The 19,636-nt window shown below is 66.4% G+C and carries 15 protein-coding genes; 8 read left to right on the top strand and 7 right to left on the bottom strand.

What is annotated here, in order from left to right; translation table 11 throughout:
- Positions 1-175: 175 nt before the first annotated feature.
- Positions 176-595, top strand: a complete 420-nt coding sequence (locus I5M_RS26805) for a thioesterase family protein (protein ID WP_022724212.1) — start codon at positions 176-178, stop codon at positions 593-595.
- A gap of 85 nt (positions 596-680) precedes the next feature.
- Positions 681-1,838, top strand: coding sequence for an ABC transporter substrate-binding protein (locus tag I5M_RS26810; protein WP_022724213.1), 1,158 nt, complete (start codon positions 681-683; stop codon positions 1,836-1,838).
- Positions 1,839-2,031: 193 nt separating this feature from the next.
- Here the strand turns inward: I5M_RS26810 and I5M_RS26815 are convergent, their stop codons facing one another.
- From I5M_RS26815 to I5M_RS26825, 3 genes are read right to left on the bottom strand one after another with little or no spacing between them, the layout of a single operon-like run.
- Positions 2,032-2,748, bottom strand: coding sequence for an ABC transporter ATP-binding protein (locus I5M_RS26815; protein ID WP_022724214.1), 717 nt, complete (start codon positions 2,746-2,748; stop codon positions 2,032-2,034).
- Positions 2,745-4,514, bottom strand: coding sequence for an ATP-binding cassette domain-containing protein (locus I5M_RS26820; RefSeq protein ID WP_022724215.1), 1,770 nt, complete (start codon positions 4,512-4,514; stop codon positions 2,745-2,747). Before I5M_RS26820 ends, I5M_RS26815 begins: the two co-directional genes overlap by 4 nt.
- Positions 4,515-4,519: 5 nt before the next feature.
- The gene (locus tag I5M_RS26825) at positions 4,520-5,560 is read right to left on the bottom strand and encodes a branched-chain amino acid ABC transporter permease (RefSeq protein ID WP_022724216.1); all 1,041 of its coding nucleotides are present in this window, start codon (positions 5,558-5,560) and stop codon (positions 4,520-4,522) included.
- A 153-nt stretch (positions 5,561-5,713) separates the two neighbouring features.
- On the opposite strand from I5M_RS26825, the gene I5M_RS26830 reads away from it, so the two are divergent.
- Positions 5,714-6,229: a MarR family winged helix-turn-helix transcriptional regulator gene (locus I5M_RS26830; protein ID WP_022724217.1), complete on the top strand. Its 516-nt coding sequence runs from the start codon at positions 5,714-5,716 to the stop codon at positions 6,227-6,229.
- 169 nt (positions 6,230-6,398) lie between these two features.
- Positions 6,399-8,804, top strand: coding sequence for an EAL domain-containing protein (locus I5M_RS26835; protein WP_022724218.1), 2,406 nt, complete (start codon positions 6,399-6,401; stop codon positions 8,802-8,804).
- 151 nt (positions 8,805-8,955) lie between these two features.
- Here I5M_RS26835 and I5M_RS26840 read toward each other — a convergent pair whose 3' ends face one another.
- On the bottom strand, positions 8,956-10,683 hold the full coding sequence (locus tag I5M_RS26840) for a cation:proton antiporter (protein ID WP_022724219.1): 1,728 nt from the start codon (positions 10,681-10,683) through the stop codon (positions 8,956-8,958).
- 103 nt (positions 10,684-10,786) lie between these two features.
- Here I5M_RS26840 and I5M_RS26845 point away from each other — a divergent pair, with 103 nt between their 5' ends.
- Complete coding sequence (locus I5M_RS26845; RefSeq protein WP_199900074.1) at positions 10,787-11,320, top strand: DUF3124 domain-containing protein; 534 nt, start codon at positions 10,787-10,789, stop codon at positions 11,318-11,320.
- A 444-nt stretch (positions 11,321-11,764) separates the two neighbouring features.
- On the opposite strand, the gene I5M_RS26850 is transcribed toward I5M_RS26845, so the two are convergent.
- From I5M_RS26850 to I5M_RS26860, 3 genes are all read right to left on the bottom strand, one after another.
- A complete protein-coding gene (locus I5M_RS26850) occupies positions 11,765-13,045 on the bottom strand; it encodes a glycerate kinase (RefSeq protein ID WP_022724221.1) in 1,281 nt (426 codons plus the stop codon).
- 258 nt (positions 13,046-13,303) lie between these two features.
- The gene (locus I5M_RS26855) at positions 13,304-14,872 is read right to left on the bottom strand and encodes a UdgX family uracil-DNA binding protein (RefSeq protein WP_022724222.1); all 1,569 of its coding nucleotides are present in this window, start codon (positions 14,870-14,872) and stop codon (positions 13,304-13,306) included.
- Between the two features lie 293 nt (positions 14,873-15,165).
- Complete coding sequence (locus tag I5M_RS26860; protein WP_022724223.1) at positions 15,166-16,416, bottom strand: putative DNA modification/repair radical SAM protein; 1,251 nt, start codon at positions 16,414-16,416, stop codon at positions 15,166-15,168.
- Between the two features lie 167 nt (positions 16,417-16,583).
- Between I5M_RS26860 and I5M_RS26865 the strand changes: the two genes are divergently transcribed.
- From I5M_RS26865 to I5M_RS26875, 3 genes are all read left to right on the top strand, one after another.
- Positions 16,584-17,369, top strand: a complete 786-nt coding sequence (locus tag I5M_RS26865; RefSeq protein ID WP_022724224.1) for an ImuA family protein — start codon at positions 16,584-16,586, stop codon at positions 17,367-17,369.
- Positions 17,257-18,855 (top strand): DNA polymerase Y family protein, encoded by a 1,599-nt coding sequence (locus I5M_RS26870; RefSeq protein ID WP_083909693.1) that lies wholly within the window; start codon positions 17,257-17,259, stop codon positions 18,853-18,855. Before I5M_RS26865 ends, I5M_RS26870 begins: the two co-directional genes overlap by 113 nt.
- 165 nt (positions 18,856-19,020) lie before the next feature.
- A partial coding sequence (locus I5M_RS26875; RefSeq protein WP_031337726.1) for a PHP domain-containing protein occupies positions 19,021-19,636 on the top strand: 616 nt, incomplete at its 3' end.

Below are 19,636 nucleotides of genomic sequence, written 5' to 3' on the forward strand. Positions count from 1 at the left end.
GCTGGATAGGACGATGTATTAGCCCCGTCATTCCGGGGCGCGGACGAAGTCCGCGAGCCCGGAATCCATAACCCCTGCAGGGAGTATGGATTCCGGGCCTGCGCCGCTCACGCGGCGCATCCCGGAATGACGAACTTATTTGTTGTGCGCTGAGTTGACGCAGGTACCGAGCCCCATGTTCACCAATCGCCGCGATGTGCAGATCCAGTGGGGCGACTGCGACCCGGCCAATATCGTTTACTATCCGCGTTACTTCGCGATGTTCGACGACTCCACCTCGGCGCTGTTTGCCGCCGCCGGCTGCTCCAAGCAGGATCTCGTCAAGGTGTATGGCCTGGTCGGCATTCCGATGGTCGACACCCGCGCCAAATTTCACATTCCCTCGACCTACGGCGACTGGATCAGCATCGAGAGCCGGATCGAGAAGATCGGCCGCTCGAGCTTCGAGGTCACCCATAAGGTCTACAAGGGCGAGAAGCTGGCGATCGAAGGCTTCGAGACGCGGGTGCTGGTCGGCCGCGATCCGGCCGATCCCGACAAGCTGAAGTCGGCGCCGTTTCCGCAGGACATTATCGATAAATTCATGCGGGGCTGACTTAGGCCCCGGCATGTCATAAGAAGGTTCGACAAGAGCTCGCCAAACACTGCCAATCCACAACAACAGGCTCGGAGGAGGAACGATGAAGAAACATTTGCTATCCGCCGCGGCGATCGCCGTGCTGCTGGGGCTCCCGGCGCTCAGCAGCGCCGCGCGCGCCGAAACCAACGACATCACCATCGGCATCACCATCACCACCACGGGTCCGGCTGCAGCGCTCGGCATTCCGGAGCGCAACGCGCTGGAATTCGTGCCAAAGGAAATCGGCGGTCATCCGCTGAAGGTCATCGTGCTCGACGACGGCGGCGATCCGACCGCGGCGACCACCAATGCGCGCCGCTTCATCACCGAGAACAAAGCCGACATCATCATGGGCTCGTCGGTGACGCCGCCGAGCGTGGCGGTTTCCAACGTCGCCAACGAAGCCGGCGTGCCGCATTTCGCTCTGTCGCCGCTGCCGATCACGCCGGAGCGTGCCAAGTGGTCGGTGGTGATGCCGCAGCCGGTGCCGATCATGGGCAAGGTGCTGTACGAGCACATGGTCAAGCACAACGTGAAGACCGTCGGCTACATCGGCTACTCGGACAGCTACGGCGACCTGTGGTTCAACGACCTCAAGAAGCAGGGCGAGGGCATGGGCCTGAAGATCGTCGACGAGGAGCGCTTCGCGCGTCCCGACACGTCGGTCGCCGGTCAGGTGCTCAAGCTCGTCGCCGCCAATCCGGACGCCATCCTGGTCGGCGCCTCGGGCACCGCGGCGGCGCTGCCGCAGACCGCGCTGCGTGAGCGTGGCTACAAGGGCCTGATCTACCAGACCCACGGCGCCGCCTCGATGGACTTCATCCGCATCGCCGGCAAGGCCGCCGAGGGTGTGCTGATGGCGTCGGGTCCGGTGATGGACCCGGAAGAGCAGCCCGACAGCGCGCTGACCAAGAAGCCGGGCCTCGAGCTCAACACGGCGTATGAGGCCAAGTACGGCCCCAACAGCCGCAGCCAGTTCGCCGGCCATTCGTTCGACGCCTTCAAGGTGCTGTCCCGGGTGATCCCGGTGGCGCTGAAGACCGCCAAGCCCGGCACGCCGGAATTCCACGAGGCGATCCGCAAGGCGCTGCTCAGCGAAAAGGACATCGCCGCCACCCAGGGTGTCTACAACTTCACCGAAACCGACCGCTACGGCCTCGACGACCGCTCGCGCATCCTGCTGACGGTCAAGGACGGCAAATACGTGATGGTGAAGTAAGCACTTCCCATCGTGGGGGATGATGGCCGGGGGCAACCCCGGCCATTGTCGTTTTGGGAGGAAGTGTTATTACTTCGTCATGGCCGGGCTTGTCCCGGCCATCCACGTTCTCTGAGCAACTACGGCTGCAAGACGTGGATGGCCGGCACAAGGCCGGCCATGACGTAAGGGAAGGTGTCGCGTTAGAAAACGCCTACCCGTGCGAGAAGCCCAGGTAGCTCGCCGCCACGGCCTCGTTCTTCGCTATCTCCGCAGCCGGGCCGTTCAATACGAACTCACCCAGCTCCATCACATAGGCCCGGTCGGCGATCTCCAGCGCGGCTTTGGCGTTCTGCTCGACGAGCAGCACCGAGACGCCGGCTGCGCGGAGTTCGGTGACGATGCGGAAGATGTCGGCGACGATGATCGGGGCGAGTCCGAGGCTCGGTTCGTCGAGCATCAGCAGCTTCGGCGCGCCCATCAGCGCGCGGCCCATCGCCAGCATCTGTTGCTCGCCGCCGGACAGCGTGCCGGCGAGCTGCTTGCGCCGCTCCTTGAGCCGCGGAAACAGCCCGTAGACCCGCTCCTGCGATTGCGCCGCGACGCTTTTGGCGATGCGGAAGGCGCCGAGTTCGAGATTGTCCTCGACCGTCATGGTGGCGAACAGCTCGCGATGTTCGGGCACCAGCGACAGCCCGTCGGCGACGCGGTCTTCGATGTCCTGGCGGACGATGTTCTCGCCGCAGAACTGCACGCTGCCCTTCAGCGGCAGAATGCCCATAACGGCGCTGAGCAGCGTGGTCTTGCCGGCGCCGTTGGCGCCAATCACGGTGACGATCTCGCGCTCGCGCACCTCGAGCGAGACCGAGCGCACCGCCTCGACCTTGCCGTACGACACCGAGACGTCGGCGACTTGCAGCAGCGGGCTCATGCCAGCGCTCCGAGATAGGCTTTGATGACTTCGGGATTGGTCTTGATCGCCGCCGGCGTGCCCTCGGCGATGCGGGTGCCGAAATCCAGGACGACGATGCGGTCGGCGAGGTCCATCACGAAGCCCATATCGTGTTCGACGAGCAGCACCGACATGCCGCCGTCGCGCAGCTGGCGCAGCAGCGCGGCGAGGCGCTGCTTCTCCATGTGGCGGAGGCCGGCGGCGGGCTCGTCGAGCATCAAGAGTTCGGGGTCGGCGCACAGCGCGCGGGCGATCTCGACGATGCGCTGCTGGCCGAGCGACAGCGAGCCGGCGAGTTGATCGATCTCGGCGCCGAGCCCGACGCGCTCGATCTGCTTGGCGGCTTCGGCGAGCAGCTTGGCTTCGTCGGCGCGGTCGAGGCGCAGCATGCTGCCGAGCGCGCCGGAGCGGCCGCGCAGGTGGGCGCCGATGGCGACGTTCTCCAGCACGGTCATGTCCGGCACCAGCTTGACGTGCTGGAAGGTGCGGGCGATGCCGAGCTTCACCACTTCCTGCGGCGGCGTGTTGTCGACCGGCTGGCCGTGCACTTCGATGCGGCCGCCGGTGGTGGTGAGAATGCCGGTGATCAGGTTGAAGGTGGTCGATTTGCCGGCGCCGTTCGGGCCGATCAGCGCCACGACCTCGGCGGCGTTGACCTCGAACGACACATCGTTGACCGCCACGACGCCGCCGAACTGCTTGCGGGCGCGGTCGACCTTGAGCAGCGGACCGGACGAAGAGGCGACGCGCGCGCGCGGCGGCAGCGCCTCGGCGCTGCTCGCATGCGAGCGGCGCAGCTTCAGCGGGATCAGTCCGCTCAGCCACGGCCAGACACCGGCCGGCGCGAGCTGCAACAAGATCACCAACAGAATGCCGAACACGATGATCTCGAGCTGGCCCTGGCCGCCGAACAGCAGCGGCAGATAGCTCTGCAGCACCTCTTTGAGGATCACCACGATGGCGGCGCCGAGCACGCCGCCCCAGACATAGCCGGCGCCGCCGACCACTGCGATGAACAGATATTCGATGCCGGCCTGCGGCCCGAACGGAGTCGGGTTCACGTTGCGCTGGAAGTGCGCATAGAGCCAGCCGGACAGACCCGCCAGCACCGCGGCGTAGATGAACACCAGCAATTTGGAGCGCGCGGTCTGCACGCCGAAGGCTTCGGCGGCGACATGGCCGCGGCGTAGCGCGCGGATGGCGCGGCCGACGCGGCTGTCGAGCAGGTTCATGGTCAGCAGCGCGGAGATGATCACCATCGCCCAGATCACGAAATAGATCGTCGAGGGATCGTACATCTGCACCGAGCCGACCGACAGCGGCGGCACGCGAGAGATGCCGTCGTTGCGGCCGAGGAAGTCGAGCTTGCTGAACAGATAGAACAGCGCGATGCCCCAGGCGATGGTGCCGAGCGGCAGATAGTGGCCGGAGAGTCGCACCGTCATCAGGCCGAGCACCACAGCGGCGAGGCCTGCGACGATCAAGGACGCCGGCAGCGTCAGCCACGGCGACAGGCCGTAGACCGTCGTGAGATAGGCAGTCGTGTAGGCGCCGAAGCCGACGAACGCGGCCTGGCCGAACGAGGTGAGGCCGCCGACGCCGGTGAGCAGCACCAGCCCCATCGCCACCAGAGCGGCGAGGCCGATATTGTCGAGCAGCACGATCCAGAATGGGGGCATGCCGGGGATCAGCGGCAGCGCCGCCATCACGACGGTGAAGACGACGACGGGAAGCAGGCGGGTCATCGCGCTCAGTCCTTCTCTTCCTCGACCGCGGGCGCCGCGAGCGAGCGCAGCACCAGCACCGGCAGGATCAGGGTGAACACGATCACTTCCTTGTAGTTGGAGGCGTAGAACGACGAGAAGGATTCGACGATGCCGACCACGATCGCCGCCACCGCAGTGAGCGGATAGGAGATCAGGCCGCCGATGATCGCGGCGACGAAGCCCTTGAGGCCGATCAGGAAGCCGGTGTCGTAATAGAGCGTGGTGATCGGCACGATCAGGATGCCCGAGATGGCGCCGATGACGGAAGCGAGCAGGAACGCGATCTGGCCGGACAGCGAGGTGCGGATGCCGACGAGGCGGGCGCCGAGGCGGTTGACGGCGGTGGCGCGCAGCGCCTTGCCGAACCGGGTGAAGCCGAAGAACAGCCACAGCGCCAGCATCAGCGCCACGGTGATGCCGTAGACCGCAAGGCTCTGTCCGGTGAACATCAGCTGGCCGAGATTGAGCGAGGCGTCGGACAGCGACGGCCCGCGCAGGCCTTCGGCGCCGAAGAACACCAGGCCGAAGCCCTGCAACGCCAGATGGCAGCCGACCGAGGCGATCAGCAGCACCAGCACCGATGTGTGCGCCAGCGGCTGAAACGCGATGCGATACAGAAACAGCCCGATCGCCGCGACGATCGCCAGCGACAGCGCGATGCTGACGGCGACGCCCGGCTTGTGCGGCGCCAGCGTCATGGCCAGCGCGAACACGATCGCGGGAAAAACGATGTCGACCAGCGCGGCGCGCAACAGCTTGCCACCATGAAACGCCTTGCGCATCGCGAACAAGTCGAAGCCGAAGGCTACGATGCCCATCACCAGGGCCAGACCCGCGGTGCCCGGCACGCCGCCTGTGGACAGCGTCGCGTAGGTGAGCGCGCCGTAAGTGATAAATTCGCCTTGCGGGATCAGGATCACCCGCGTGACGGCGAACACCAGCACCAGCGCCAGACCGAGCAGCGCATAGATCGCGCCGTTGGTCACGCCGTCCTGGAGTAGGAATAGCAGAATGGTGGTGTTCAAGCGGACGATCCCCCTCCGTGCGCCGCAGGGCGCAGCCGGCAGTTGAACTGCGCGGACTATTTGATATGGTCCATAACAATTATCGATTATAAGCTCAAGGCCCGACGCGCCCTCCGGCCGCCGATCGCCGAACGGGGAGGCCGATTTTTCAAGATGACAGTCTCCAAACCCGTCGCCGCTGCCAAACCGCCCCGCGCTCGCCGGGAGCCGCCGCCGGAGCCGGCTGTGGAGGGTACCGAGCTCGCCATGGGCGAACTGTCCGACCTGCTCGGCTACACGCTGAAGCGGGCGCAGCTTCGGGTGTTCGACGACTTCCTGCGCTGCGTCGCGCCGGTGAATCTCACGCCGGCGCAGTTCTCGGTGCTGATCCTGCTCGACAACAATCCCGGGCGCAACCAGACAGAGATTGCCACCACGCTGGGAATCCTGCGGCCGAATTTCGTGGCGATGCTGGACGCGCTCGAGAGTCGCGGGTTGTGCGAGCGTCAGCGTTCGCCGAGCGACCGGCGCTCGCACATTGTGGTGCTCACCGACAAGGGCCGTGCCACGCTGGCGCGTGCCAAGAAGCTGGTACAGACCCGGCACGAGGCGCGACTGATCGAACTCGTCGGTGTCGAAAACCGCGACGCATTGCTGTCGATGCTGGCCACCATCGCGCGGGATTTCTGAACGGCCCGTGGATCAAATGATCTGCAGCTCGTTGGTTTGCAACGACAATTGCGGTTCCGCTTCATCACTTGCTAACGCTGCAACATGACGCCGCGCCGACTGTTGCGAATATTAAGCCCCAAGTAGGTGGACGAACCGTATCTCGCTCCATCCTTGGTGATGGAATGCCATGTACACGGTTTGGAATTGCCTGAAGACCCAGCACGACTGGAGACTGGTGCTCGTCGCCGGATTAGTCTGCTTCCTCACCAGCCTCGCGGCGGTCAATCTGTATCAACGGGCTTGCGTCAGCGCCGAAAAGGTCGGTGCGCTGTGGCTGCTCACCGCCGGCGCCGTCACGGGCGCGGGGATCTGGTCGACGCACTTCATCGCCATGATGGCGTATTCGCCGGGCTTCGAGTTCGGTTACGACCTCACTTTGACGCTGGCCTCGCTCTTGGTCGCCGCCGTGGTGACCACACTCGGCTTCGTCATCGCCGGCTACGGCGGCGGACGCTGGGGCGCCATCGTCGGCGGCGGGCTGATCGGCTGCGGCATCGTCGCGATGCACTACATGGGCATGGCGTCGCTCAACTTCGTCATCATCTGGAATCGCGAGATCGTGGCGCTCTCGATCGTCGCCGGCGTCGTGTTCGGCGCTTCGGCGATGATGCTGGCGCAGCGCGGCGACGCGGTGTGGTCACTGGCAGGGGCCAGCGCTCTGCTGACCCTGGCGATCGTCTCGCATCACTTCATCGCCATGGGGGCGATCGACGCCTTGCCGCCGCTGCCGGCGGGTGAAGCGGCCGATCGCGTATCACCGCTGGCGCTGTCGCTGGCAATCGCCGTCACCACGTGCGCGATCGTGGTGGCCGGGCTGTTCGCCGCGATGATCGACCGCAGCTCCCACCGCCGCGTCGCCGAGCGCAGCGTGCAACTCGACGCCGCGCTCAACAACATGGGGCAGGGGCTGTGCATGTACGATGCCGGCGGCCGGCTGCAGCTCTGCAATGGCCGCTTTCTGGCGATGTATCGGCTCTCTGCCGACGACGTGCAGCAAGGCGATACGCATGACCGGCTGATGCAGCTCAAGTCGGCGGCCGGGACGCTGTTTCTCGAACCCGCCATCCATCGCGCCAAGCTCGCCACCGCGATCGCCGACCGCGTCGCCGCCGACTGGACGACGAACTTGCCGGACGGCCGCGAGATCCACATCGCTTACCAGCCCATCGCCAATGGCGGCTGGGTGGTGACGCATGAGGACTGCACCGAGCGCTCGCAGAACCGGGCGAGGATCGAGTTTCTCGCCCATCACGACGCCCTGACGCAGCTGCCGAACCGGATCGCGTTCGATCAGCACATCAACGCCGCGATCACTGAAGCTCGGGCTGGCGCGACGAAATTTGCGGTGATCTGTATCGATCTCGACTGGTTCAAAGAGATCAACGACATTTATGGCCACAGCGCCGGCGATGACTATCTGCGCGACGTCGCGCGGCGCTTGACCGAGGCATGCGGCGATGCCTTCGTGGCCCGCATCGGCGGCGACGAGTTCGTCGTCATCACCGACCCTGCAGAACAGCCAGAGGCGGCGGAAGCGCTGTGCAATCGCATTATCGCGGCATTCGAGCCGGACTTCACGGTCAACGGCGCGATCGTGCGCGGTAGCTGCACGCTGGGCGTTGCGATCTATCCGGAGAACGGCGCGCAGGTCGAGCAGCTGATCGCCAATGCCGACGCGGCGCTGTATCGCGCCAAGGGCGATCAACGCGGCACCTATCGGTTCTTCGAAACCGAGCTGGACAACATCCTGCGCAACCGCCGCACCCTACACAAGGAGCTGATAGCCGCGATCGAGGCCGAGCAGTTCGAAGCGTATTTCCAGCCGCAGGCCACCGCCAGCGGCGAAGTCGTCGGCTTCGAAGTGCTGGGCCGCTGGAATCATCCGACCAAGGGTCTTGTGTCGCCGGCTGTGTTCGTACCGATCGCCGAGGAGACCGGGCTGATCCGCGAGATCGACGAGATCATTCTCCGCCAGGCCTGCCGCGAAGCCGCGACCTGGCAGCGGCCGTTGTCGATTGCCGTCAATCTGTCGCCGGTCGATTTCCGCCGCGGCGATCTCGCCGGCATGATCCTGTCGATCCTGCTCGAGACCGGGCTCAGCGCCGATCGCTTGCACATCGAGATCACCGAAGGCGTGCTGATGGAAGACAACGCGCGCGGGCTGAACGAACTGCGCCGCATCAAGGCGCTCGGCGTCCGCCTGGCCATGGACGACTTCGGCAAGGGCTATTCGTCGCTGTCCTACCTGCTGATGTTTCCATTCGACAAGATCAAGATCGACCGCGAATTCATCGCCCAGCTCGATTCCAATCCGCAATCGCGCGCCATCGTCTGGGCGATCATCGGCCTCGGCCACAGCCTCGGCCTGACGGTGATCGCCGAAGGCGTCGAGGAGACCGATCAACTCGACCTGTTGATCGACAAAGGCTGCGATCAGTTCCAGGGTTATCTGCTCGGCCATCCGCAAAAGGCTTCCGCCTATCGCGGACTGGCGGACGACGGCGTGCTAAGCGATCAGTCGATCGCGGTGTGATACGCATTTCTGACCCGTCATCCTGAGGTGCGAGCGCAGCGAGCCTCGAAGGATGACTGCTCCGCATGTGGCCCATCCTTCGAGGCCGCCGCTACGCGGCGGCGCCTCAGGATGACGTCCTGCATGTAGAAGCGCAGCCGCTGACGTCTGCCTACGGCAGCACTTCGCGCCGCTCCGCCAGCCGTGCGTCGAGCTCGGCGCGCTTGTCGTCGAGCAGGCCGCATTCGCTGGCCTGGATCACGCTGTACAATTCCCGCGCGTCGCTGAGCCGCGTCACCGTGACGTAGTCCGCGCCGGCGTCGTAGAGCGCCTCGACATCGGCGAGCAGATCCGCAGTGGCGACAATGCGGGCGGTCGGATTGAGCGCACGGACATGGCGCACCAGGCGTTCGTTGGTGGCACCCTTGAGCAGCGAATCCGGCACGCTGAGGATGATGATCTCTGCCTTCGACACGCCGGCATGCAGCAGCGTGTCGACATTGCTGATGTCGCCGTAAACGACGTGCATGCCGCGATCGGCCAGCGTGCGATACACCATCGGGTTGAAGTCGATGACGCTGATCTGCTCCAAGAGGCTCGGGCTCTGGCGCTCGATCTCGCTGAGCAGCGCGCTGGCAGCGCGGAAAAAGCCCAGAATGACGATGCGGCGCGAGCCGCCGTGGCCGGTCTCTGCGTCCGGCTCGGCATCCGGCTTGTGGCCGAGATCACGAACGCCGACCCGCGTCAGCAGCGCGATGGCGCGCCGCGTCAGCGCGTCGCTGCGCATGATCGCGAAGGTCGACAGCACCGCCAGCAGCACGAAGGCGAACGACGCGGCGTTCGCCGTCTCCTTGCCGATATGGCCGGCGGCGATGCCGGTCTGGATCACCACCAGCGAAAATTCGCTGATCTGCGCCAGGTTGATCGCCGGCAGCAGGCTGGCGCGCAGTCCCTGCTTCATCAGGTACAGCGGCAGGAAGGTGGTGATCAGCCGGCTCGCCAGCGTGAACACTGCGATCAGCAGCGCGAGGCCGATCACCGAGCCGTTCGGAATCGGAATCGTCATGCCGAGACCGACGAAGAACAGCGTGATGAAGAAATCGCGCAGCGTCGTCACCTTGGCGGTGACGTCGAGTGCGTAGGGGAAGGTCGACAGCGACACACCGGCGACCAGCGCGCCCATCTCGCGCGACAGGTGCAGCCGCTCGGCGACTTCGCCGATCAGAAAGCACCACGCCAGCGCGCCGAGCATCACCAGCTCAGGGGTGCGGGCGATGCGGTGAAACAGCCACGGCAGCACCCAGCGTGACAGCGCCAGCGCGGTCGCGACCAGCGCGACGACGCGGGCGATCGACAGCAGCAGCACCGAGACCTGCAGGTCGGCCAGCGATGGCTGCACCGCCAGGAACAGGATGGCGAAGATGTCCTGCAGCACCAGGATGCCGAGCGTGATGCGGCCGGGCAGCGTGTCGAGCTCGCGCTTCTCGTACAGCACCTTGACGATGATCACCGTCGACGACAGCGCGCAGGCGACGGTGAGATACAGCGCGTCGAACTGGCCGCCGCCGAGCGACAGGCCGAAGGCGATGAAAAACGCCAAGCCGAGCAGGCAGCCGCCGATCAGCTGGCCGCCGGCGGCCACCAGGATCACCGGGCCCGCGCGCACGATTTTCTTCAGATCGATCTCGAGCCCGATCATGAACAGCATGAAAATCAGGCCGAGTTCGGAGATGACCGCGATCGACTCCTGCGATTTTACCCAGCCAAGGCCGAATGGACCGATGGCGAAGCCGGCGATAAGGTAGGCAAGGATCAGCGGCTGGCGGAAATAATGCGCAGACAGGCCGAGCAGCCAGGCGAACAGGATGCAAAGGGTGATGTCGCCGATCAGTTCGTGCATGCTTCTCGCCGTGTCGTTGCGCGCGGATGATAAAGGGACCGACATGCCCCTGAAAGTTATACCACCGTATCCCGCCTGGGCGTTGTGTCGCAGCCGCAGCAAGATGCTGGCGATTCCGCTGGCGCTGGCTTTGGGATGCCTGATTCTGCTGCCCGGCGCAGCCGCGCTGGCGCAAACCGCGAGCCCATCGCTGGAGAAGGCGTTTGCCGCGTCGTTGACGACGGTTCCGACAGCGCCGCTGAGCGCCAGCGGCTCGTTTTACGTGCCGGCGTATTCGAGCGTGTCGCTCAATCAGGGCAAGGCGCGGGCGGACTTTTCGGTGACGCTTAGCATCCACAACGCCTCCGACACCAAGCCGCTGGTGATCCGCCGCATCGCCTATTACGACGGCACCGGCAAGATGGTGCAAAGCTATCTCGACAAGCCGGTGGCGCTGAAGCCGTTCGCCACCATCGAGGCGTTCGTGCCGACGCTCGATACCCGCGCCGGCACCGGCGCCAATTTCGTCGTCGACTGGGCCGCCGAAGGCGACATCGCCGAGCCCGTCACCGAAGCCCTGATGCTCGGCACCTTCGCCAGCGGCCACTACGCGTTCATCTCGCAGGGCCGGGCGATCAAGACGGTGGGGAAGGAGTAGGGGACTCCTACAAACGTCATCGCCGGGCTCGACCCGGCGATCCATCAACTTCGAATGAAGTTTCGCCAAGACGATGGATGCGCGGGCCTCCGCCGCACCGAGGGGGCTACGGCCCCGCAGGCGGGTCAAGCCCGCGCATGACGCAAGGAATGGCCCTCATGGTGAGGAGCCCGGCCTTGCGAAGCGAGGCCGGGCGTCTCGAACCATGAGTTGGTGAGGCACAGTGCCCGCAGCCATCCTTCGAGACGCCCCGGCTGCGCCGGGGCTCCTCAGGATGAGGTTCTTCCGAGTGGAGGGGCTCGTTGGGCTCTTCTGACTCTCCGTCATTGCGAGGAGCGAAGCGACGAAGCAATCCAGCTCCGTGCACTGGGCTGGATTGCTTCGCGGAGCCTGTCATCGGGCGGCGCGGAGCGCCGACCCGGTGGCTCGCAATGACGAGAAGCTTCACACCAAAATCACCCGCACATCGTTGACGTTGGTCAGCGTCGGGCCAGTCAGTAGCAGATCGCCCGTCTGAGCGAAGAAGCCCGTGGCGTCGTTGTTCGTCAGATAGGCGGCGGGGTCGAGCTTCAGCTCGCGAATGCGCGCGAAGGTGTTCGCATCGATGATCGCGCCGGCCGGGTCGGTCGGCTCGCCGGCGCCGCCGTCGGCGCCGTCGGTATCGGCGGCCAGCGCGGCGAAGCCGTGCAGGTCGGAGAGGTGTTGCGCCAGCGCCAGTGCGTATTCCTGATTGGGGCCGCCGCGGCCTTGGCCGCGCACCGTGACGGTGAGTTCGCCGCCGGAAATGATCGCCAGCTTCTTGTCGGCGGCGCGCGCCTCGCGGGCCATCCGGGCATGCTCGGCGGCGACCTCGCGGGCTTCGCCCTCGAGATCGGCGCCGAGATCGATCACCTCGTAGCCGGCATTGCGGGCAACCTCGACGGCGGCCGCAAGCGATTGCGCCGGCGTCGCGATGATCTCGAACCGCGACCGCGCAAAGGCCGCGTCGCCCGGCTTGACGCTCTCGTTGCGCGGATCGGCCAGCGCTGCCTTCACCGCGTCGTCGAGATCGAGCTGATAGCGCGCCACGATGGCGCGGGCTTCCTCCAGCGTCGTCGGATCGGGCACGGTCGGACCCGACGCGATCGCCGACGGCTCGTCGCGCGGCACGTCGGAGATCGCCAGCGTGACGATCTCGGCCGCAGCCGCGCCGGCGCGCGCCAGCCTTCCGCCTTTGATGCGCGACAGATGCTTGCGCACGGTGTTGACCTCGCCGATCGGCGCGCCGGAGCGCAGCAGCGCCTTTGTGGCGCGCTGCTTCTGTTCGAGCGTGATGCCGTCCGCCGGCAGGATCCAGTTGGCCGAGCCGCCGCCGGTGAGCAGCACCAGCAGCAGATCGTCCGCCGTCGCGGTGGCGGCGAGGTCGAGGCTCGCCTGCGCGCCGCGTACGCCGTGGGCGTCCGGCATCGGATGCCCGGCCTCGATCACCTCGATGCGCCGCGTCGGCACGCCGTAACCGTGGCGCGTGGTGGCGAGGCCGACCAGGCGCTGCGGATCGAGCTTGAGCTTGTCGAGGTAATGCTGCTCGGCGGCCTGCGCCATCGCGGCGGCGCCTTTGCCGGCGGCGAGGCAGATCACCCGGCCGCGCGGCGCCGGCGGCAGATGATCGCCGAGGATATGGGCGGGATGCGCGGCCGCAACGGCCGCATCGAAGATCGCGCGGAGCAGAAGGCGTTGGTCGGTCATGGCGGCGTTATGCCGGTGATTGTCGCAGCCAGCAAGCTGCGAGGTTTCGCCGCGCAGCCCGCGGTCTCCTAACCTCTCCCCGCGTGCGGGGAGAGGTCGACCGGCGGAGCGCAGCGAGGCCGGTCGGGTGAGGGGGCGTCTCCGCGCAGTCGAGCCTCCGTGCCCGCGTCGCCCCTCACCCCAACCCTCTCCCCGCAAGAGCGGGGCGAGGGAGCGCGCCGTGCGCACGGCGAGTCTATGCATAGCAGGCTAAAGCCCCTACGCCGCATGCGCCTTGTTCAGATGCGCGGCGACGATCTTGAGGTCGTCGACGAAGCGCTTGTATTCGAGCGCCTTGGCGTCTTCGTCGGGCAGCCGCAGCAGATAGGATGGATGCACGGTGACCAGCACCTGCGTCCCATCGGCCTGGTTCAGCAAATGGCCGCGGTTCTTGTTGATCGGCGTGATCTTGCCAAGCACGCTCTGCGCCGCGGTGGCTCCCATCGCCACCACCAGTTGCGGCTTGATGGTGGCGAGTTCGCGCTCGTACCATTGCCGGCACGCCTTGATCTCCGGCGTGTTGGGCTTCTGGTGCAGGCGGATCTTGCCGCGCGGCACGAATTTGAAGTGCTTCACCGCGTTGGTGACGTAGGTCTTGGCGCGGTCGATGCCGGCCTCGGCGAGCGCGCGGTCGAGCATCTGGCCGGCGGGGCCGACGAACGGCTTGCCGGCGAGGTCTTCCTTGTCGCCCGGCTGCTCGCCGACCAGCATCACGGTGGCGTGCTGCGGGCCTTCGCCGAATACGGTCTGGGTCGCCGGCTTCCACAGGTCGCAGGCGCGGCAATCCTTGGCTTCCTCGCGCAGATGCGCCAGCGTCTCGGCGCCGTGCTTAGTGGTCTTGGTCATCGGCTGCTCCTGTCGCTGCGGCTTCTTCGGCGCGGTCGCCTCGGCCGCGACCATCGCGCTCGTCTTGCGTTCGGCCTCCTCGATCAGCGGCTTGATCAGCGCCGCCTCCGGCAGATTGCGCCAATACTTCTTCGGCATCTCGGCCTGCATCGCCTTGGTCTTCAGCCGCGCCGGATTGAAGATCGACGCGTAGTACGTCCGCCAGGTCTCTTCGAGGCGATCGTCCGACGGCGCCATCGACTTGGCGACGCCCGGCGTGAACGCGACCGCATGGCCGTCCCAATGCGCGCAGATGTCCGGTGTCAGGATCGACCATTCCATGTCGGCGAAGCGGCGGGCAAAGAACGGCGCGGCCAGTTCGACGATGTGGTGCTCGGGCTCGAACCACGCCACGTAGCGTGACTTCGGTTCACGGCCGATTTCGCGGAAGCGAACGAAGGCGTGCATCTTGTGCTCGTCGCGACGGATCGCCTTGGCCATCGCCTGCAGCCGCGCGACGTCCGGATCGGTGGCGACCTGCATCAGTTCGGGATTGGTCCGCAGCCGCCACAGCAGCTGATACAGATAGGCGAAGCGCTGCGGATCGCGGTGAAGGATCGCGGTCTTGGCGAGTTCGACGAAGCGGGCGGGGACGTTGAAGGTCTGGGTCGGCGAGGGGGACGGTGTGTCGTCGGATAGCGATGCGGGCTGTGAGGATGGAGAGTGTGAGAACGTAGACTGCGTGGAAGCAGACTGGGTGGAAGCGGAGTCTGTGAATGACGCCTGAGCTTCAGCAAACGCTCCAGCACCCGGCGCCAGCCCCGGCCCATCGAACAACTCCGGCTCGTCGCCTGCCACGGTCCAGGTGACATCCGCCGGCACCACATCCGCCAACACCAACCCCCGCGCCGCCTTGCGCCAGCCATCGAAGTCGGTGTCGCTGTCGAGCCGGATGTGGTGCATGGTGGTGATCGTTTTGTCTCCCGAGCTACTTGTTAGTTCCCATCAACTCGCACCTCGTCATCCTGAGGTGCCGCCGCGAAGCGGCGGCCTCGAAGGATGGGCTCCCAGCACGCTGTTTCCTCGTGGCTGTCATCCTTCGAGGCTCGCTGCGCTCGCACCTCAGGATGACGGCTGTGCTTGGAGCTACTCGCACATCCTCGTCATTGCGAGGAGCGAAGCGACGAAGCAATCCAGCTCCGTGCACCGAGCTGGATTGCTTCGTCGGCTGCGCCTCCTCGCAATGACGACAACCCTCAAAACCCAAACCCCAGTTGCTGTGCCTTCGGCCGAAACCGCTCCGCCAACCGCGCGCCGTCGAGCAAGGACGTCGGCGGGCGGTGGTCGGGAAGAACGATGAAGGGGAGCGCCTTGTTCCTTGGGATGTGCAGCTTGGCGAGGTCGGCGCTGCGGATCGCACTGTGACGCCTCGTGTCGATGATGCGGTCGACCGCCTTGCGGCCGAAGCCGGGGACGCGCAGCAGATCCTCGCGGCTGGCGCGGTTGACGTCGAGCGGGAAGCGCTCGCGATGGCGCAGCGCCCAGGCGAGTTTCGGGTCCATCTCCAGCGACAGCATGCCAACCGAAGGATCGATGATTTCCTGCGCGCCGAAGCCGTAGAACCGCATCAGCCAGTCGGCCTGATACAGCCGATGCTCGCGCACCAGCGGCGGCGCTTGTAGCGGCAGCGCGCGGCTGGAATCCGGGATCGGGCTGAACGCCGAGTAGTACACGCGCTTCAGATTATATGAGCCGTAGAGATTGGCGCTGGTGTCCAGAATGGTCTGGTCGGTGGCGCTATCTGCGCCGACGATCATCTGCGTGCTCTGGCCGGCCGGCGCGAAGCGCGGCGGCCTGGCGCGGCTGGGCTGCTTGCGCGCCTCGGCCTTGGCTTCGCTGGCTTCGTCCAGCCTTAGCCGCAGCCGCCCCATGGTGCGGCGGATGGCGCGGACGTCCTTCTCGGGCGCCAGCTTGGCCAGGCTGTTCTCCTCCGGCACCTCGATGTTGATGCTGAGCCGGTCGGCATAGCGGCCGGCCTTGGCGATCAGCGCGTCGTCGGCTTCGGGAATGGTCTTGAGATGAATGTAGCCGCGGAAGTGATGCTCCTCCCGCAGCCGCCGCGCGACTTCGACGACCTGCTCCATCGTGTAGTCGGCGCTGCGGATGATGCCGGAAGAGAGGAACAGCCCCTCGATGTAGTTGCGGCGATAGAAGTCGAGCGTCAGCTGCACCACCTCGTCGACGGTGAAGCGCGCGCGCGGCACGTTCGACGAAGCGCGGTTGACGCAATACAAACAGTCGTAGTTGCACGCGTTGGTCAGCAGCACCTTGAGCAGCGAGATGCAGCGGCCGTCCGGCGCGTAGGAATGGCAGATGCCCATGCCGGGCGCGGTCGAGCCCAGCCCCTTGCCGTCGCGGCTGTCGCGTTTCTCCGTTCCGCTCGAGGCGCAGGAGGCGTCGTACTTTGCCGCGTCCGCCAGGATGGCCAGCTTGCGCTGCACGTCCATATGGGAATCTCCTTGATTCAACTGCCGAAAAAATTTTGCGGCCGGGACTCGGGATGAACCCGATTGACTCCCCGGCGAGGCAGGGATTTATTAGAACATATCATGAACAAATGAGCCGGCAACGGGTTCATCGACTCTCGTGAACTGGCAAAGAAAAGGAGCGGCGCATGGACGGCGCGCGCCACAGCATGCTTGCGCGCCTGAAGGGCGAGATCGACCGGCTCGAAAGCGGGACGGCCGAGACGCTGCGCCGCGTGCCGCTCGGCCACGCTGAGGCCGACGCCGTGCTGCAGGGCGGGCTGGTGCAGGGCGCGCTGCATGAAGTGTTCTGCGACGGCGCGCAAGCCCCGGCCGCGACCGGCTTCGCGGCGGGCGTGGCGCGGCTGCTCGCCGATCAACGTTTTCTGCTGTGGATCCGCCAGGATTTTTCCGCGCGCGAGAACGGCGAGCTGGCGATGGAGGGCTTGGCCGAACTCGGGCTCGACCCGCGCCGCATCGTTATGGTGAGCGCCCACGATGCCGACAGCGCGCTCCGCGCCGCGGCCGATGCGCTGGCCTGTAACGCGCTCGGCGCGGTGATCACCGAGCTATGGGGCGACACCCGCGCGTTCGATCAGGTCGCCTCGCGAAAACTGACGCTGGCGGCGCAGGACAGCGGCGTCACCGCGCTGATGCTGCGCATCGCCGCCGCGCCGCAGGCGTCCACAGCAGAGACGCGGTGGATGGTGCGAGCGGCGCATTCGCCGCCGAGCGAGGACTGGGGCGCGCCGGTGCTCGACACCTCGCTCATCCGCAATCGTCACGGCCAGACCGGCCGTTGGATCATGGAATGGAATTGTGATGCGTGCCAGTTCCGTGAACCGCAGACGCATTCTCGGCTTGTGGCTGCCGAGGTTGCCGACCGATCGGTTCGAACGTCAGTTACTTCCGCCGGGCAGCGGCTCGCAGGTTGATGCCTCGCGCGCGCCACGGGTGGTCGCCGCCAAGCGCGACAATGCGCTGATGGTGGTCGCCTGCGACGCGCGCGCCAGTCAGGGCGGCGTGCTACCGGGGATGCCGCTCGCCACCGTCCGGGCGATGCATCCGGCGGTGGAGGTGATCGATCATGATCCGCATGCCGACGCGGTGCTACTGAACGCCATCGCCGATTGGTGCGATCGCTACACGCCGCTGGTGGCGCTCGACGGCGCCGAGGGGCTGTTACTCGATATCACCGGCTGTGCGCATCTGTTCGGCGACGAAGCCGCCCTGATGCGGTCGCTGACGGCGGCGCTGACGCGGCAGGGCTTCGAGACCAGCGCGGCGATCGCCGGCACCGCGGTCGCGGCGCGGGCACTGACCCGCGGCGCGCCGCGCAGCATCGTCGCGCCGGGCGACGAGGCGAGGGCGGTGGCGCCGCTGCCGGTGGCAGCGCTCGGCGTCGATGACGCCATCGTGCGCGGCCTGCGCCGCGCCGGGCTCAAGACCATCGGCGAGGTGCTGGCGCGAAAGCCCTCTGAACTTGCCGCACGCTTTGGCGAAGAGTTTATCGCCGTGCTGCGCCAGGCGACCGGCGACGACGACGCGCCAATCTCGCCGCGCAGGCCGGCACCCGACTACGTGGTCGATAAAAATTTCCCGGAGCCGGTCGCCACCACCGACGTTATCCTGCCGACGCTGCTGGCGCTGGCGAAGCTGCTGATCGCCGCGATGGAGCGCAGCGGCAAGGGTGCGCGGCAGCTGGTCGCCAGCTTTTTCCGCAGCGACGGCGCGGTGCGCAGCATCAGCGTCGAGACCGGCCAGCCGGTGACGCGGGTCGAGGTGGTGCAGCGGCTGTTCGCCGAGAAGCTCGACGCGCTGGCCGATCCGCTCGATCCCGGCTTCGGCTACGATCTGATCCGTCTCGCCGCCAGCGTCAGCGTCACCACCACCGAGGCGCAGCGCGGCTTCGATACCACGGCGCATCAGGCCGAGGACGTCGCCCTGCTGGCGGATACGCTGGCGGCGCGGCTCGGTGCCCGGCGCGTCGTGCGCTATCTGCCGCAGGACACGCACATCCCCGAGCGCGTCGCGCTCGCCGTTCCGGTGCAGCATTGTCCGCCGGACGCCGGCGATGCGCCGTGGCCGGCGCGCGCCGACATCCCGCCGCTGCGGCCGCTGCGGCTGCTGCAACAGCCCGAGCCGATCGAGGTGCTGGCCGGCGTGCCGGACGGCCCGCCGGCGCAGTTCATCTGGCGCCGCGTCACCCACCGCGTCACCCGCGCCGAAGGACCCGAGCGCATCGCCATGGAATGGTGGCGCGCCGCCCAGCCCGGCCTGACCCGCGATTACTTCCGCATTGAGGACGAGGACGGCGCCCGGTTCTGGCTGTATCGCGACGGGCTCTATGAAATCGAGGTGATGCCCGAACCCGACGGCACCGGCCAGCCGCGCTGGTACATGCATGGGTTATTCGCGTGAGGGAGATGACGAAGGCGAGGACGAATGCATGTGCACCGCCTCTCCCCGTCATTGCGAGGAGCGAAGCGACGAAGCAATCCAGCTCCGTGCACCTGGCTGGATTGCTTCGTCGGCTGCGCCTCCTCGCAATGACGGAGTTGACTAATAACTTGAACCGAGACGCCCATGAGCGCGCGCTACGCCGAGATCGGCGTCACCACCAATTTCTCGTTCCTGGAAGGCGGCTCGCATCCGCAGGAGTATGTGCATCAGGCGAGCGAACTCGGCCTCGATGCGATCGGCATCGCCGACCGCAATACGCTGGCCGGCGTGGTGCGCGCCTATAGCGAACTCGACAACAAGGATCTCGTTCATAAACCCAAGCTGCTGATCGGCGCGCGGCTGTGCTTCATCGACGGCACCCCGGACCTGCTCGCCTATCCGACCGACCGCGCCGCCTACGGCCGGCTCTGCCGCCTGCTCAGCACCGGCAAGCTCCGCGCCGAGAAGGGCGAGTGTCATCTGACGTTCGGGGATTTGGAGGCGTTCGTCCACGAGCCTGCGCCACCTAGCGATCGGCCTTCGGCGACTATCCACCACCTCCCCACGTCGTCATGGCCGGGCTTGACCCGGCCATCCACGACTCCGAGCAAGGCCGTGCTGGCGTCCGTGGATGCCCGGGTCAAGCCCGTGCATGACGGTGGGAAACGTAGCGTCGGTAATTCGCAAATCCTGTTAGTTCTGATGCCATCCGATCGCTTCCAGACCAAGACCATCGCCACCGCACTCGCGCGCTCACCGC

The organism is Rhodopseudomonas sp. B29 (assembly GCF_000333455.1).
Classification (GTDB): Bacteria; Pseudomonadota; Alphaproteobacteria; order Rhizobiales; family Xanthobacteraceae; genus Rhodopseudomonas.

Coding starts and splice junctions, on each gene's coding strand:
- I5M_RS26830 (WP_022724217.1), top strand. CDS start 5,714: ATGACAGTCTCCAAACCCGTCGCCGCTGCCAAACCGCCCCGCGCTCGC.
- I5M_RS26820 (WP_022724215.1), bottom strand. CDS start 4,514: ATGACCCGCCTGCTTCCCGTCGTCGTCTTCACCGTCGTGATGGCGGCG.
- I5M_RS26845 (WP_199900074.1), top strand. CDS start 10,787: ATGCTGGCGATTCCGCTGGCGCTGGCTTTGGGATGCCTGATTCTGCTG.
- I5M_RS26860 (WP_022724223.1), bottom strand. CDS start 16,416: ATGGACGTGCAGCGCAAGCTGGCCATCCTGGCGGACGCGGCAAAGTAC.
- I5M_RS26840 (WP_022724219.1), bottom strand. CDS start 10,683: ATGCACGAACTGATCGGCGACATCACCCTTTGCATCCTGTTCGCCTGG.
- I5M_RS26815 (WP_022724214.1), bottom strand. CDS start 2,748: ATGAGCCCGCTGCTGCAAGTCGCCGACGTCTCGGTGTCGTACGGCAAG.
- I5M_RS26810 (WP_022724213.1), top strand. CDS start 681: ATGAAGAAACATTTGCTATCCGCCGCGGCGATCGCCGTGCTGCTGGGG.
- I5M_RS26835 (WP_022724218.1), top strand. CDS start 6,399: ATGTACACGGTTTGGAATTGCCTGAAGACCCAGCACGACTGGAGACTG.
- I5M_RS26850 (WP_022724221.1), bottom strand. CDS start 13,045: ATGACCGACCAACGCCTTCTGCTCCGCGCGATCTTCGATGCGGCCGTT.
- I5M_RS26855 (WP_022724222.1), bottom strand. CDS start 14,872: ATGCACCACATCCGGCTCGACAGCGACACCGACTTCGATGGCTGGCGC.
- I5M_RS26870 (WP_083909693.1), top strand. CDS start 17,257: ATGCGTGCCAGTTCCGTGAACCGCAGACGCATTCTCGGCTTGTGGCTG.
- I5M_RS26805 (WP_022724212.1), top strand. CDS start 176: ATGTTCACCAATCGCCGCGATGTGCAGATCCAGTGGGGCGACTGCGAC.
- I5M_RS26865 (WP_022724224.1), top strand. CDS start 16,584: ATGGACGGCGCGCGCCACAGCATGCTTGCGCGCCTGAAGGGCGAGATC.